This is a genomic window from Heminiphilus faecis, assembly GCF_008728965.1.
Classification (GTDB): Bacteria; Bacteroidota; Bacteroidia; order Bacteroidales; family Muribaculaceae; genus Muribaculum; species Muribaculum faecis.
On sequence record NZ_VSMC01000018.1, the window covers coordinates 37,196 to 53,768 of the forward strand.

At 41.8% G+C, this 16,573-nt stretch carries 10 protein-coding genes; 3 read left to right on the forward strand and 7 right to left on the reverse strand.

From position 1 onward, the window contains the following. Positions 1-191: 191 nt before the first annotated feature. Complete coding sequence (locus FW767_RS08810; RefSeq protein WP_150980520.1) at positions 192-1,199, forward strand: glycerophosphodiester phosphodiesterase family protein; 1,008 nt, start codon at positions 192-194, stop codon at positions 1,197-1,199. Between the two features lie 63 nt (positions 1,200-1,262). Here the strand turns inward: FW767_RS08810 and FW767_RS08815 are convergent, their stop codons facing one another. Continuing rightward, positions 1,263-2,165, reverse strand: coding sequence for a glycerophosphodiester phosphodiesterase family protein (locus FW767_RS08815; RefSeq protein ID WP_148464391.1), 903 nt, complete (start codon positions 2,163-2,165; stop codon positions 1,263-1,265). A gap of 254 nt (positions 2,166-2,419) precedes the next feature. Here FW767_RS08815 and FW767_RS08820 point away from each other — a divergent pair, with 254 nt between their 5' ends. After that, positions 2,420-3,427 (forward strand): glycerophosphodiester phosphodiesterase family protein, encoded by a 1,008-nt coding sequence (locus FW767_RS08820; protein ID WP_121699677.1) that lies wholly within the window; start codon positions 2,420-2,422, stop codon positions 3,425-3,427. Positions 3,428-3,637: 210 nt separating this feature from the next. After that, complete coding sequence (locus FW767_RS08825) at positions 3,638-6,115, forward strand: hypothetical protein (protein ID WP_147438791.1); 2,478 nt, start codon at positions 3,638-3,640, stop codon at positions 6,113-6,115. 189 nt (positions 6,116-6,304) lie between these two features. On the opposite strand, the gene FW767_RS08830 is transcribed toward FW767_RS08825, so the two are convergent. The 6 genes from FW767_RS08830 to FW767_RS08855 all read right to left on the reverse strand — a co-directional run bounded on the left by FW767_RS08830 (position 6,305) and on the right by FW767_RS08855 (position 16,494). Further along, positions 6,305-7,642 (reverse strand): MFS transporter, encoded by a 1,338-nt coding sequence (locus tag FW767_RS08830; RefSeq protein ID WP_205523879.1) that lies wholly within the window; start codon positions 7,640-7,642, stop codon positions 6,305-6,307. Positions 7,643-7,673: 31 nt separating this feature from the next. After that, positions 7,674-8,576, reverse strand: coding sequence for a glycerophosphodiester phosphodiesterase family protein (locus FW767_RS08835; protein WP_121699675.1), 903 nt, complete (start codon positions 8,574-8,576; stop codon positions 7,674-7,676). A gap of 31 nt (positions 8,577-8,607) precedes the next feature. Then, positions 8,608-9,594, reverse strand: a complete 987-nt coding sequence (locus FW767_RS08840) for an MBL fold metallo-hydrolase (protein ID WP_121699674.1) — start codon at positions 9,592-9,594, stop codon at positions 8,608-8,610. 86 nt (positions 9,595-9,680) lie between these two features. After that, the gene (locus FW767_RS08845) at positions 9,681-11,633 is read right to left on the reverse strand and encodes an outer membrane protein assembly factor BamB family protein (protein WP_121699673.1); all 1,953 of its coding nucleotides are present in this window, start codon (positions 11,631-11,633) and stop codon (positions 9,681-9,683) included. Between the two features lie 22 nt (positions 11,634-11,655). Then, positions 11,656-13,071, reverse strand: coding sequence for a RagB/SusD family nutrient uptake outer membrane protein (locus FW767_RS08850; RefSeq protein ID WP_150980523.1), 1,416 nt, complete (start codon positions 13,069-13,071; stop codon positions 11,656-11,658). 9 nt (positions 13,072-13,080) lie between these two features. Continuing rightward, a complete protein-coding gene (locus FW767_RS08855; RefSeq protein WP_205523877.1) occupies positions 13,081-16,494 on the reverse strand; it encodes a SusC/RagA family TonB-linked outer membrane protein in 3,414 nt (1,137 codons plus the stop codon). Positions 16,495-16,573 lie beyond the last annotated feature (79 nt).

The window sequence follows — 16,573 nt, forward strand, 5'->3', positions numbered from 1 at the left end:
GATAATCCTTGAAATCAAAGCATCGAACATGATCAGTTTTAAACTGAAAAAAACACAACTTCACTCAAGTCAATCATATCAATCGCTGCCTGACGCATCAATTTTATTTAAAATAGTAAAATTTTTACAAACAAATCAAACGATGAATACGTCTAACATATAGATACTCTTCTTGATAAAAATTTGTCTATATGAAACTCGGCTCCATACTCCAACTGGGTCTTTTGCTCATTTCAAGCGGCTTTTATGCCAATGCGCAAAGCCCTTCACTGTTAAAAGTTCTCGACATCATCAAACACCGGGAAAAATATGAGGAATATGTGCTGGTATCAGCGCACAGAGGATACTGGTCGACTTATCCTGAAAATTCGGAAGAAGCATACCGTATGGCTATCGAATTGGGAGCCGATATTATCGAGATGGATGTCCGCGTCACAGCTGATGATGTCATGGTGGTATTCCACGATGCCTGTCTTGACAGAATCACCACAGGGTATGGACGATTAAGAGAAGCAAACTGGAGTTATATAAACTCTCTTAAGCTGCGTAATGAAGACGGATCCGTATCGCAGTACCCTATGCTCTTGTTAACCGACGCCCTCGACTATCTAAAAGACAAAGCGGTCATAGCGTTGGATATAAAAGAAAAAGGCCGGTTGCTCAACAAGACAATGAAGCGAGTCCTCGCCATGCTGAAGGAAAAGGACATGCTCTATCAGTCAATTATAAAAGGCACATATCCTCTTCAGAACCTGCAGTTAATTCTCAAAGAAGCCGATGTGACATTAGATGATTTTATCTATACGCCTAAAGCCTATGCCAATACCCCAAACATGGATAGCTATATAATGGATTTCGTCGGCCAGAAAAACATCTATGCCATGGAACTGGTATACAAGCAGTCAAAAGACCCGATATTAAGATATGTACCCATTGTTGATGCCGCCAAGATATGGATAGGCATATACTCGTTTTGGCCGGAACTTGGTGACGGTGTCATAGCAGAAAAGATACCGCTGACCGATACCGACCCGATTGTAAGAACATATGATTTTCAGGATAAAGATCCTAATAACATACTTGATGATGGCCGGGGCAACTGGGAATGGATTCTTGGAAACGGAGCTACATATATTATAACAGACCGTAGTGAACTTCTGATAGAGTTTTTGGAGAAATTGGGCTTCAGGCATAAATAGATACGACAATTACGAAAGCCTCTGCATGCAATTAGTATATCATACTGACATACAGTACTGCCGTTATTTATGCAATGAACGAGAACGCAGATAATCAAGCAGCAGTTCAGCCCTATCAGTCTGAATGATACGTGCACCCAGAGTATCGATCAGGAAACCGTATGCTCCATCCGGATCATTTAACGCACGGTCATCATCATGACCGCCACTCTGGGTGTCCCATAGTGTATTATACCATATCAATGCCTTGCCGTCAAGACGCGACTTCAGCTCCATGGCATATCCTATGGCATCGTCGTTTGAATATGACAGCTCATAGACAACCGATTTGAGTTCATTAAAATATCCGTCCATGAGTTCTCGCGCATCGGGCTTGTTTAGGTTTAACTTAGGCATATAAATAACCTTATCAAGATATGCACCGTACAGACTGTCAACTTGTGCCGCAGGCTTATTTCCTTTCATTATAACCTGCGTAGCCGTTCCGGTTTTCTCCAGTACAGGCATCAACAGGTCGAAATAACGGTCGGCCTTGTCCAAGTTGACCAACACATGTCCTTTTGCAACAAGCATAGCCTCTTCAAGAGTGGGCAAAGAGTGCATCGTACGTATTCCCGCTCCGTTTTTCAGTTTGAGTGTACGCAAGGAATCAGCAGTCCAGTCGCTTATCCGTCCCTTGCCGGAGGTAGTCCGCTCAAGCTTTGAATCATGTATCACAAAGAGAACGGAGTCCTTCGACAGCTGCAGGTCAAGCTCTACGATATCGACACCTATAGCTATCGAATGTTCAATGGCGGCAATCGAGTTCTCGGGAGCATAGCGCCAGTCGCCCCGATGAGCTACCACAAGAACCTCAGAGGTGTCGCCGGACAATATTTTCTCACGCAGTACGTCTGCCCGGTTGGGTTCTGACGCGTAAGCAGTCATCGCCAGCAGCATTGAGCAGCCTAATAATATATTTTTCATAATCTGATCGTTTTATCTATCCATAATGTGATAACCCGCACATTATTGTAATCGTGTATCGGCAGAGCTTGTCCCATTAAAAAACCATGTTATACAACATGATTGCAATTAGTCCTTGCGGCATTATGGTAAAGTAATTATGCTTTAACACTCAAACTACGAAAACTTTTGAAAAAAAGATAAATTTTCATAAACAAATAAGATACTGAATATGTCTAACATTTAGAGCTTCTTCTTAAAAAATATTTGGGCCTATGAAATTTAAATTACTACTCCAGCTGAGCCTTTTGCTCATTTCAAGCGGCTTTTATGCCAATGCGCAAAGCCCTTCACTGTTAAAAGTTCTCGACATTATCAAACACCGGGAAAAATATGAAGAATATGTGCTGGTATCAGCACACAGAGGATATTGGTCGACTTATCCTGAAAATTCGGAAGAAGCATACCGTATGGCTATCGAATTGGGGGCCGATATTATCGAGATGGATGTCCGCATCACAGAAGATGATGTCATGGTGGTATTCCACGATGCCTGTCTTGACAGAATCACCACAGGGTATGGACGATTAAGAGAAGCTAATTGGTCATACGTAAACTCCCTGAATCTGCGTAATGAGGACGGCTCCGTATCGCAATACCCTATGCTCTCGTTAACCGACGCCCTCGACTATCTAAAAGACAAGGCGGTCATAGCGTTGGACATAAAGGAAGGAGGCAAACTATTTAACGAGACCATGAAGCGCGTCCTAACACTGCTGAAGGAGAAAAACATGCTCTATCAGTCAATTGTCAAAGGAAAACTCACCCTTCAGAATTTACAGGCATTGCTAAAAGAGGTTAATGTAACGTTAGATGATTTTATCTATACGCCGATAGCTTTTTCTACAACGCCTAACTTAGACAGTTATATAATGGATTTTGTCGGACAGAAAAACATCTATGCCATGGAACTGGTATACAAGCAGTCAAAAGACCCGATATTAAGATATGTACCCATTGTCGATGCCGCCAAGATATGGGTAGGACAATACTCGTTCTGGCCGGAACTTGGCGACGGTGTCATAGCTGAAAAGATACCGCTGACCGATACCGACCCGATTGTAAGACCATATGATTTTCAAGATAAAGATCCAAATAATTTCCTTGACGATGGCCGGGGCAATTGGGAATGGCTTCTTGGAAACGGCGCTACCTACGTCATAACAGACCGCAGTGAACTCCTTATAGAGTTTTTAGAAAAATTGGGATTCAGACATAAATAAACAGACATAATTATGAAAACCCGTATATACGCACTCATACTTGGCATCTTTTTTGTGATGCAAGCCGCAATAGCACAACCGCCAAAGCCCATACGTTTTTATCCGCTCAATAATCTGGATTATAGGGATGTCATAAATCGTAAAGACGGTACTTTAAAACGAGGCAGCACCTATTCTTTCGCCGACCGGTTCGGCAATGTGGCAGGCGCCATGGAATTTTCGCCCAACGCATACATCGAGACTCCCGGCTTCTTCGAAGGCGCATCAATTGATAACGGATACTCTATTAGTTTTTGGATTTTCATTGATACGGACTATTCCAGATATTCAGGCGTCTATCCATGGGAAGATACCGATAAAATATATCGAGTGTTTTTCAGCTATTATGCTCATGACAATTGCAACCTGATTGGCTTCTATCATAGAAGAGACCGGGCTGTGGTAGACCGTTATACAGTCAATGTCAAAGAACACAAATTCAAGAATTGGGGTATTTGGTATTGGGATCCGGTTAATTTCACCCACCGCACAGGATGGTATCAAGTATTCCTTGTCAGTAAAAACAATATGACATATCTATACATGTTTTATCCTAATTCATGTCTGGAATACGCATTATTTTATATGGGAGGACAAACACTCGAATTGGCAACCAATTGGGGATTAGGAAGTATTCCAGACACTTCCAATAGGTATTTAGATGACTTTAAGGTATACAATCAAGTTATTACAAAAGATCAAATCTTAGAATTGCATGCTACAGAAAGTCTTCCTAACGGTATGTATGAGATGTCATATGCTTTCGATACAAATAAAGTTGTGCAAACACGAAATAAAAATATAGATCCCGGTTATAACTTTGACATGGTGTCTAAAACTCCGGATAAAGAGCTGACATATCAATATGTATTTGAACCTGTAGAGGACAAACCCGGTGTTTTCAGAATAAGAATGGCCTATACTTCATTATTCATGGGAATAAAGTCTACATCGGAACCATATGTAATTTTAGAAGGAGACTATGGACAAGGCAGATTGCTTGGATGGTACATAGATCCTACTAATGACGGATATTTCTTTGTACGGGCAAACGCAAATAGAGATAAATATTTAGAAGGTATCAGAGGAGAAGTTCGAATCACTCCTTATACCTCGGCCCAAGCTCCATATTATAAATGGAAATTCAGGCCGCTTAAGTCTGCATACGAACTTTCTCTAAATGCATTTGTGCCCAAACGGACTTACCAGCTTATAGACAGCTACAATACAATTATGGAACTTTTACCGGCCCGGCCGATAACAACTTCATCAACAATATTACTTGCTTCCAGAGATCCATACCCGTCGTTAATGAGTCACTATAGTTTTGACAAATTCAAGGGCGATTCATACTGGATCTATAATGCTTCTTACACTAATATGGCAATGTATCCTGCTGACATCAATTTACCGAACTGGTCAGCAGTTGACATACGCGAACGTGGCGGAAGCGACAACAAACTTTATTATCAATACATCGTTGAAAAGCCCAACCCATTAGGACGTCATATTGTCATCAGACCAGTGATGGCCCAGACAATGGCTGTTTATTCCGGCAATTTTCCGACGGTCAACAATGTAACATTCACAAAAGACAAGAATCAAAAAGAACCCAGCGCACGTGAATGGCAAGTCTTTTATGATGGTCTTAATCCTAATGCAAACAGGCAGATAGCCACATTGACTCCCGGAATATACAAAATCAAACCGCTTGCGGACCAGAATTTCTGCATGCATCCGGCCAATTATTCATTTTCCCCCGGAACAAAAATAGAACTTGACCGATTCGACCCGTCTGATCCGACAATCTCATATTGGGTGGTCGAATATGAGACTGACAATCATGGAAATCCCATCAGAGACGGAAGTTTTATTATACGAAAACATGCCACAGCACATTTATACATGGCTCCACATAACAAAGATATATCGGAAGGAGCTCAAATTTACATGGAAAATTTCTATAAAGACGATGCTTTGACCTTCTTCAAATGGTTCTTAGAGCCCACGCGAGATAAGACCGGCGCATTTTTCATTGAAAACGGAGCAGACAAGTTGAAATATCTCGAATATCCAACCGGACCGCTCAAAGACAACTCTCCGATTAAATTTTCATATCATAGACCGTCGCAAGATCCGTCCACATTTAAATGGATATTTGAAAGAGTGACTGTCACACGTGAACTGGAAACAGGAGTGTACAATATCATAATTGCGAACAATCATAACCTTGACGTCTGTGTCGGCACAGATTCATTGGCCAATAAGACGACCGAGGTCATTGACAGCCGCACTCAATCTGAAGCCGGAACCTTTAAATGGCGTATCACAAAGAACCCGGACTCGTCATACTTTATTGAAGTCGATGATTCAAGTTTATACCTGCATGCCGATTTAAGCAGCTCCGAAATCAATAATAAAGTGGCTGTCGGGAAATATAATCCTGATTATGAATGGGCATATAAATGGGAAATAACCCCGACAGATCAGGAGGGAGTATATAAGATCAGTCTTTTTGACGATGCAGTTTCCGGATATCTCCATCTGACAGACTACAAGATACAGTCAAATAACTCACTGAGCACAGGACCGTATGATCCCGGTCAGGACAACGGTTATAAATTTTATATCCGAGAAGCCACACAATAGAACCTGTTAAATAAATAAAGTCGTCCGATGCGGACGACTTTATTTGTCTGATAAGAATCTTCTTATCATCGTCAGGGTTACGGTATAATTTGTATTAACCAATCGCCTGAATAAATCACACATAATCCCTGAATATCGGAGAATTATATGTAGCTATAAACCTAAATAACCTTAACCTGCTTATAAATACTAATTGTCATTTCGGCGAGCATTCCAAACCAACATTGTAAGAACGACCGACAGTGCCGCCGCTCCAATCCAAAACCAACTCACATATGTGAAGTTGTATACTTCGGCTCCGGATGCATCGATTGTTTTATGACCTTCAATAAGTATGCCGTTCATGATATCCTGTAAACCGGCACCAAGATAACTTGCAATGCCGACCACTCCCAACGCGGCTCCTGCTGCCGCACGCGGAGCTATATCAACAGCCATGAGGCCGCCTAAAAAGCATATCAAGACACCGATACCAACGCCAAACATAACCATGGCGGTAGCATCAAGCCAAAAATGCTCTCCGGGAACAAGTAAGAACAAGCATAATGCGCTAACATTCAACAAGCCAAATATCAATGCCGGCCAATTGCGATTACCCTTAAAAATTTTATCGGAGATAAGACCCGAGGCAACCGTACCAATAATACCGCACACAGAGCTTATGGATATAATGAATGACGCGTCCAATGTATCATAACCTTTCTGGGCCTGCAGATAGAATACGCCCCATGAATTCACAGCATAGCGCGAAATATACATAAATGCACTGGCAAGAGCAAGACACCAAATCGCCGGATTCCGAAGTACCGCTTTTTGCGCTTTATTAAAATCGGCCTTATCCTCCGCTTTTCCTTCATTTACCTCCTTTTTAGGCTCGGAAAGCTGATATCCGAGACTCTGGGGCGTGTCACGCATGAAAAGAAGCACTATCAGCAAGCCGATCACTCCAATTATTCCCGCACCAATCATTCCATAACGCCATCCTGACCAGCTGACAAGCAGCGCTATCGTTATGAATGTTATAGCTTCACCTATATTGTGGCTGGCCGACCAGAAACCATAGAATGTTCCACGGTCACGTGACGAATACCATCTGTTGAGTGACACCACGCACGCAGGCGCCCCCATAGATTGAAACCATCCATTTAGGCCCCATAGCACAGCAAACACAAGAAACATCGACGTCATACCCAGCACAAGGTTTATCAATGCAGTAAACAATAATCCCGTAGCAAGGAACCGGCGGGCATTACAACGGTCAGCAAGGAATCCGTTTGCCATTTTGCCTACAGCATAAACAAAAAACAAGCATGAACCGATGATACCGAGTTCTGTTTCGGTAAATATACCATCATCGACAATAGGCTTGCGCACAATATTCATAGACAATCGGCATACGTAATAAATTGCGTAGCCCAAAGTCGCAGACAGGAAGGTAGCCCATCTCAACTTTTTGAAATTGTCAGAAGTCGATGCAGATTCTGCCGGCGCTGAAATCCGATAAAAATTCGTTATGCGTGATAATATGCCTCCTTGGTTTAATTCCGACATAGCCATATTATTTATGTAATGAACGAGAGCGTAGATAATCAAGCAGCAGTTCAGCCCTATCAGTCTGAATGATACGTGCGCCCAGAGTATCGATCAGGAACCCAAAAGCGCCGTCAGGATCACTCAACGCACGGTCATCATCATGACCGCCGCACAAAGTGTCCCACAGTGTATTATACCATATCAATGCCTTGCCATCAAGACGCGACTTCAGCTCTATGGCATATCCGTTATCATCATCTGTCGCATATACAAGTTCATAAGCCACAGGCTTTAAACGGTTAAAATACCCGTCCATGAGTTCTCGTGCATCAGGCTTGTCAAGATTCACCACCGGCATATAAATAACCTTATCAAGATATGCACCGTACAGACTGTCCACTTGTGCCGCAGGTTTAGACCCTTTCATTATAACCTGCGAAGACGTTCCTGTTTTCTCCAGTACAGGCATAAGCAGGTCGAAATAACGGTCGGCCTTGTCCAAGTTGACCAACACACGCCCTTTTGCAGCAAGCATGGCCTCTTCAAGAGTGGGCAAAGAGTGCATAGTACGTATTCCCGCTCCGTTTTTCAGTTTGAGTGTACGCAAGGAATCGGCAGTCCAATCGCTGATACGTCCATTGCCGGTGGTAGTCCGCTCAAGCTTTGAATCATGTATCACAAAGAGAACGGAGTCCTTCGACAGCTGCAGGTCAAGCTCTACGATGTCGACTCCGACAGCTATCGAATGTTCAATGGCGGCAATCGAGTTCTCGGGAGCATAGCGCCAGTCGCCCCGATGAGCTACCACAAGAACCTCAGAGGTGTCGCCGGACAATAGTTTTTCACGCAGTACGTCTGCCCGGTTGGGTTCTGACGCGTAAGCAGTCATCGCCAGCAGCATTGAGCAGGCTAATAATATCTTTTTCATAATCTGATCGTTTTATAAAAGATAATTTTCATCACATAGACATATAATCTCCCCAGAAAGGCATGGCTACAGTGCGGCAATTAAGTCGACCGGCGCGGTCAAGACCGAGTTCAAAACTCCAACGGCTGTTTGCGATATCTTTATGTCCGAGTTCAAGTATATGGCTCAGTACTGCAACTTTCGGGTTCACAATCTTTCCCAACACATTATTCTCAGTTAGAGAATTGACGGCATATCTGAACACATAATAGTCTACCTCTTTGTCTCGCATTGTCTCAAATTCCTCCGCAATGAAGTTGCTATCTCCGGAATGAAGCAGTTTCAGTCCTCCTCCATCCACATAGAAAGCGGTAATGGCAAGAGTGGCCAAATCAGAACTGTTGTGATGAGTAATAAAAGAGTGAATTTTAAATTCTCCAATAGTATAATCTTTCTCAACGGTTGAAAGATACTGACTGTTATTCACACCATTAATAGTAAAATTAGTCAATACGGGCTTCCCAAGTTCCGACATAATAACGGCTAAAGGCTCCCATTTATGGTCAGCATGTATATGTGTTATTGCATAGAAATCAATATACGGCGCCAATTCCGCACCACGTCTATGATAAACGTCGACAGCATAATTGCCTTTATGGGTCTGCACCACTATACCCATGTTATATAATGCCCAGACGCGCGGAGAAGCGCCGGCGGGCAATCCAGTTTTAAGAGCATTGAGCACTTTATCAAAAGCCATATCATAACATTTCAAAGCAGGATATGACTTTTCCAATGCTACCGCCGTGACGTTGTCAGTTTTAATATATTTCAGAAATACATTATCAAACGGACAAACATCAGCCCAACTTTGTATTGTATTATAATTGGCTATACGCACTGACTTATCAGATAACAAGCATGAGGTTTCCCACAGTTCATTCATCACAGTCTCAACCTGCGAGGGATGATTATCGGGCTCTTCGGGAGCCGGTTGCGACAGGCCGTCGTCATTACCTCCGCAAGCTGATATCGTCAAGGAACAGCACAGGAATAGAACCCAAATAGTACTCTGAGCAAAGCCCAGAGTACTAAATTGAAGCCGTTTGTCAACTTTCATCGGTGCTATCTAAGAGAGTTTGAACCTTGAAGATTGCCACCACAGCAGTACCATCCGGCACGCAACGGCTGTACTCCGATATTGTATGACTGTATCGAACCGTTGCAACCATAGTAAAGACGTCCATCAGGACCTATACATACGGGCGACATTGTCTGTGTGATATTTGACAGGATATTGGCATTGCCATCAGGATCGAAATCAAGAATAGCGAACGGCGAGCCGTATTGTGTGATATAGGCATGACCGTTTTCGCCCAAAGCAAAACCTGAGTAGGTATAATTCAGATTATCGGTATACTTCCATTTAACAGAACCGGATGATGTAAGCGCATAAAGGCCACCGTTCTTCTCACAGAAATATACATTGCCGTCATTGTCAACAACAGGGTGGTAGCAGTCATTGTTAGACGTCGGATATGTCCATTTTGTCGCTCCGCTGTTCATATCAAGTGCTGCAATGCCAGCTTTAGCCTTAAGAACGGCATAGATGATATTATCTTTGCTATTAATGGCGAGCGAACCTCCACGTTCTGTAACAACCAGAGCTTCCGAAGCCCAGCGCTTATCGCCTCTTGAGCTATACGACCATACACCGGCCGATGTTCCTGCATATACATTACCGTTAGCGTCAACAACCACACCTCCGGCATTTCCAGAAAGCTGGGCCGACCAGATCTGATTGCCATTGTCGGCATCATATGCAATGAGCTTCGCTCCATCGCACAGAGCATAAACATAACCGTCAGATGTCACCGCAGGTGCAGCTTTGACTGCCGCTCCCATTGTAGCCGTCCATCGAATAGTGCCATTTTCAGTAAGAGCGTAAAGAGAACCATTTTTATCCTCAGTTCCGATATATACTTTGCCGTCAGGTCCTACTGCAATACCGGCACCATAAGTCGCCGCTTCAAAAGTCTGTTGCCAACGGGCAAGACCGGTAATGGCATTTATTGCAAAAAGAGTCTTGCTTGTCTGAGATACACTATACAGAGTCTGTCCATCGGCCGAGAAAGCAAAATTTGAAGCCTTCTGATAACCGGCATTGGGAAATTCGGACCAAGCGAAGTTTTCAACATTAATATCAATGCTTCCGCTTGCTTTTGTTCCGTCAGTGAAAGTAACTTCAACAGTGACAGTATTTTTACCGGCAATACTAAACATAGTTACCAAGCTCTCGTTAGCAGATACCGGCGAGCCGTTAACACTCCATTGAACCGAAGAGATGGTACCATTTATAAAGAATGCAGGGTTATACTCCAGTTTGCAGAGCTCAAATACATGTGGATTTTCCGGCAAGCAGGAGATAGCTGTAATATGACCGGGAGTGGCAGAAGAAGACAATGTCTCTGAACGGCCATGGTTATATACGGCACTGATGTCAAACCGATATTCGATATCGTTGCTGAGTTCTGATACGAGAAGTGATTTTGTTCCTTGAGGCACCTCAAGAGTTTTCAAGGCATTATTGTTTTCCAACACAATAATCTCGTATTTGTAATTAAGATCAGTAACCGGCTCAGTCCAAGAGAGAAATACACACTTATCACCTGCAGTTGCCTTAAAATCGGTAACAGGTATACGGGTGGTTTTAGGAGTTGCCGTAGCTTTGATCATTTGAGCCAGACCATCGGCATAACGAGCCTGAACTCCAAAAGTGTAAGCTACGTCGTTTGTCAGGTCCTCTACGGTATAGGACGTGGTTTTACCATCAACTTCCTCACTCTTAGCGCCTTCATCAGCACTGCTTGACACCCACGTAATCAGATACGATTCAGGGTCAGGTTTGTCGGCCTGTTTTTTCCATTGCATGGTTACAGACTCATCGCCTGAAGTCACTGTCAGATCTTCGACTTCAAATCGAGACAGAGGAGCCGAATAGCTGTTCTCATCTTCGCAAGCACTGAGAGACAGAAGCGTTGCAAATAGGAGGCCGAAGCCTAATATATTAAATTTCATGTCGTTTTTTTATTGATTATGATTAGTAACCGGGATTCTGCCACAGTATGTCGGTATTGTTGATACGTTCAATCTCGGACAAAGGAATCGGATATAACAGCTGATAATCGTTAATCGATTTACCGTCAGCGGCAGCAGCTTCTATTGCACCGCCTAAACGTACGCTGTCAAACCATCGGTGTCCTTCATATGGAAATTCTTTCTGTCGTTCTAAAAGAATCGCCTTTCGGAACTCATCTTGCGAAGGCACATCTGCAATATCAATTGGCGTAAGACCTGCTCGTGTATGAACCATATTTAAAGCTTTTAATGCTTCAGAGTCTTGTGAACCTGAATATGCAACTTCATTAAGTGCTTCTGCGTACATTAATACAACATCTGAATATCGGATCAGAATATTGTCAGATCCATATTGTCGAGTTGATTCATCACGTGTATCATAGAATTTACGCATTAGACAAGTATTCACGCCTGGAACCTGTAAGTATTCCAATAAATCTGCACGATCGTCATCCGTACCATCATAAAGATGATTTAGCGCATCAGTGCGATTATTATCATCCGTTAAATTTGTAAGTGAGTACCAAGCTCCATGACCTTCCCCAACTATTGTTTTGTTATAACGGACAGCAAAAATAATTTCTCTGTTCATCTTGTTATTTACATCAAAGACATCTACTATGTTGGGAAGAAGTTCGTAAGAGCCAATCATACTTTGTAGCAAATTAGCTGCTTTTTGAGGCTGTTTGAATGTCAAATAAACTTTCGCAAGAAGAGCTTTGGCAGCACCAGACGTAGCTCTGCCTACATCTTTACTGTCATAGTTCTCAGGAAGCATATTTTCAGTGATTATTTGTTCCAAATCTCCGGCAAGGTACTCATACATCTGTTGGTCTGAAGGACGACCAAGCAGCAAAGCATCATTGACTGAGAGGACACGACGCGCAACAGGAACATTTCCCCATGCACGATACATGTTGAATGTTGTAAGAGCGCGTACAAACATAGCTTCTCCTTTAAACTGCTTCTTCTTGGTTAGATTGAATTCCGCATTATCAATTTTATCGAGTATTTTGTTACAACGGTAAATGCCATTGTCAAAATTTTCCCAAAGTTTGTCAAGAATGCCGTTGGCCGACGTTTCTCTAAACATGTCTATATCATAACGATCTTGGGTTCCTGCCGTCGGAGCCTTAAGAGTTAAATTGTCACTACGATATTCACACATTTCTATGTAGAAGTCCATCTGTGTTTGCAACTTTGAATAGCAGGCATTGACAGCTAGCTCAAAGTCGTTTTCAGTTTTATAGACCTTGTCACCTATAACTTCATCGTCCGGCTTAAGATCAAAGAAACTATCTGTGCAGGAAGTCAGGGCTGGTATAAATGCCACCAGTACGGCAAAAAGTAGAAATACTTTCTTTAAATATGCAGTCATAATAATTCTTTAAAATGTAGTAATGTTTAGACCAATCATGAATGTACGAGAAAGAGGATATGTTCCATAGTCCTCTCCCGGAGTAAGAGCGTTAGCGGTACGCATGCTTACTTCAGGATTGTAGCCTGAATAATTGGTCCAAGTTACAAGGTTATTACCAGAAACATAAAGTCTACATTTCTCAATATGAAGACGTTTAAGCCAATTGGACGGTAAAGTATAGCCTATCGTAAGATTCTGCAAACGTAGATATGAGCCATCTTCAACGTGCCATGTTGATGTGCGGCCATTATTCCCTGTTTGTTTCCTGTTAGCTCTGTTTGTTAAGCCATTTCCTATATTTTCAGGTGATTTCCAACGATCAAGTGATGTTATTGTTCCATTCGTATTACCTTCCATATTATCAAGATAACGTCTGTTGAGATTTAGTATTTCGTTGCCATAAACGCCTTGGAATGAGAATGCCAAGTCAATACCTTTATACATGAGTTGTCCATTGAAACCATACGTAAAGTCTGGCATATAATTACCAACAACAGCACGATCAGTATTAACATCAATAACTCCATCACCGTTTACATCAACAAACTTAAAATCACCGGGACGAGTATTGTCAAAGTGAGGATATGCTTTAATTTCCTCTTCATTTTTAAAAACACCATCCACAACCATCAAATAGTAAGACCCTATTGGTTTACCAACTTCGGTGATATAATATGCATGTTCTACAGATCCACTGGATATAATAGGTGCATTATTTTGACCTAATTCTTTCACTTCATTCCAGTTTTTAGCCCAAGTTGCGTTAAAGCTATATGAGAGTCCATTAGAGTAAGAGTGTTGTGAACCAATTGAAAACTCCAAGCCATGGTTATTGACCTTGCCAATATTCATCAGTGTGGTACCATAACCGGTTGAACGTGGCACAAGTACCTGTTGCAGCATGTCATGCGTATCCGAGTAATAGAATTCACCTATAAATGTCAAATAGCCATTAAACGCCCGCAAATCAAGACCGACATTTATCATGCTGGTTTTCTCCCAAGTTAAGTCAGGATTATCAACAGAAGTAGGCTTGTAGCCACTTACCAATTGACCATTTCCTGTACCTAAGATATATTCTTCAATACCCATTGTAGAAAGATGCTCATAGTTGCCAATATTAAAATTGCCAGTCTGTCCATAGCTGAAACGGAGTTTTCCATCTTCAAGCCAATTCATTGAAGTCAGATCGCGAAAAAAATTCTCTTGGGTGAATCTCCATGCGGCAGATGCAGAGGGGAAATACCCCCAACGATTATTTTTGCCGAAACGAGATGAACCATCAGCACGAATTGCAGCAGACAGCATGTATTTACTATCGTAAGAATATTGGGCACGGGCTAAGTATGACGCCAATGACCATTGTGTAGTCTTAGAAGTACCATCAGATACAGTTCCACCTGTGATTGTCTGAATATAGTCATTGGGATAATCTGTTGCCTTTACATATACACCTTTATAAGTCTCTTTTTGGGCTGATTGAACAACAACTGCATTTACCGAATGTTTGCCAAAATCACGATACCATGTGAGTTGGTTTTCAATCAACCAATTATAGTAACTTCCAGTTGAGGCCTCTGCAATCGGATTAGAAGGTTTATCAAAGTAATCTTTACCAAGCAAAGGTAAAGTAGATGGTCTATATGTTTCGTTGTTCGCTCCATAGTAGTTACCACCAAGCGATGTTTGGAATTTAAAACCACGACCAAAATCAAACCCGACATATATACGGCCTGTAAAATTGAATCGAGTTACCTTATCTTTACAAAGTGTGGCAAGAGCAACCGGATTCAGTATTTCATTATGCTGATAATCATTACCAACACGCCAATAACCATTTCCCTGATAGTTAAAAGAGCCATCGTCATTATACACTGGCCAAATTGGGCAAGAAGTCAATGCAGACTGAACAACACCTCCACTAGAATACGAACCTGAGGCATTCACACGATTACTCTCTGAATATGAAGGAGACATATTTGCACCATAGCTTAATCTCTGATATTTACCATCGAGATTCGCACGGAATGAATATTTCTTGTAATCAGAATTTATTATTACACCTTCCTTATTAAGATAATTGGCCGATACAAAATAGTTTGTATCACCAGATTTTCCACTAATAGAGATATTATGATTAGTAGAAATACCTGTACGAAAAATCTCATCTTGCCAATCAGTATCAACTAAACCGCTCATACCCTGAAGATAAGGTTCCAGTTCGATTGGATAATTTGAATATGACTCAGGTCTAGACCCATTTGGAGCTGTTCCACCTGGATGCAGATCAAGATATGCATTAGTATGAGCTTCTGCAGAAAACTCGGCGTATTGATATGCATTCATCAAATCAATCTTTTTAGTGATATTATCCCAAGCAACATAACCATCATATGATACTTTTGCTCGTTCAGTTGTGCCTTTCTTTGTAGTTATTATTATGACACCATTAGAACCACGGCTTCCATAAATTGCAGCAGCAGATGCATCCTTTAGTACTTCGAGGCTTTCGATGTCGTTCGGATTTATATTGCCAAGCCCATTTTCAACAGGTACGCCATCAACAATATATAGAGGGTCATTACCAGCAGTTGCAGAGCTAACACCACGTACTCGTACCATCATGTTGTTGCCCTCGGGGTCTCCGGAAGTTTGCATAACAGATACACCTGGCATTTTTCCTGCCATAGCTTGACGGAAGTCACTTGCTGGTAGATTTGCGATGTCTTCAGACTTGATTTGGGATATAGCAGTAGAGACATCACGTTTTTTCTGAACGCCATAACCTACGACTACAACTTCATCAAGGACTTGCGTATCCTCTATCAATTTCACAATTGATAGCGCAGCTGTATCAGAAGCAATAATTTCTTGTGGATTATATCCTATGTAAGAGAATATGAGTGTCGCATCAGAAGGAATATTATTGAGTGTATAATTACCATCTATATCAGTCGCAGTTCCCACTTGGCTGCCTTTTACACGAACTGTACCACCAATAATTGGTTCTCCTGTGGAATCAACAACATTGCCAGATACTGTAATTTTAGATTCCTTACTATGTTGTTTATTATCCGTTGTCTCCGTAATTATTATTGATTTATCAGAGACAATTTTGTATGACAAGTTAGTGCCAGCCAAAACTTTATCCAATACCTGAGAAACAGGCGCGTTTTTTACGTCAACGGTTATTACTTTATTATCTACTACATCGTCACGATATGAAAACACATAATCGCTCTGCTTTTCTATAAGTTCGAGTAGCGTTTTAAGATTTCCATTCTCAATGCCTACTGTTATGGTTTTCGTTTGTGCAAACATGGCAGCACAAACGAAAATACACAGCAGTACCGAAAATGTTTTTTTAGGAAAACTGTTCATATGAAAAATGATAAATGATTAGTATTTATTATTGTAATCGTACTGCACAAGGCTATGTCCCGTGTTAAAAATATGTTGT

What these genes read in the sequence shown, in the direction of transcription:
- FW767_RS08810 (WP_150980520.1), top strand. Translation starts at nt 192, where the DNA reads ATGAAACTCGGCTCCATACTCCAACTGGGTCTTTTGCTCATTTCAAGC.
- FW767_RS08815 (WP_148464391.1), bottom strand. Translation starts at nt 2,165, where the DNA reads ATGAAAAATATATTATTAGGCTGCTCAATGCTGCTGGCGATGACTGCT.
- FW767_RS08820 (WP_121699677.1), top strand. Translation starts at nt 2,420, where the DNA reads ATGAAATTTAAATTACTACTCCAGCTGAGCCTTTTGCTCATTTCAAGC.
- FW767_RS08825 (WP_147438791.1), top strand. Translation starts at nt 3,638, where the DNA reads ATGGAATTTTCGCCCAACGCATACATCGAGACTCCCGGCTTCTTCGAA.
- FW767_RS08835 (WP_121699675.1), bottom strand. Translation starts at nt 8,576, where the DNA reads ATGAAAAAGATATTATTAGCCTGCTCAATGCTGCTGGCGATGACTGCT.
- FW767_RS08845 (WP_121699673.1), bottom strand. Translation starts at nt 11,633, where the DNA reads ATGAAATTTAATATATTAGGCTTCGGCCTCCTATTTGCAACGCTTCTG.
- FW767_RS08850 (WP_150980523.1), bottom strand. Translation starts at nt 13,071, where the DNA reads ATGACTGCATATTTAAAGAAAGTATTTCTACTTTTTGCCGTACTGGTG.
- FW767_RS08855 (WP_205523877.1), bottom strand. Translation starts at nt 16,494, where the DNA reads ATGAACAGTTTTCCTAAAAAAACATTTTCGGTACTGCTGTGTATTTTC.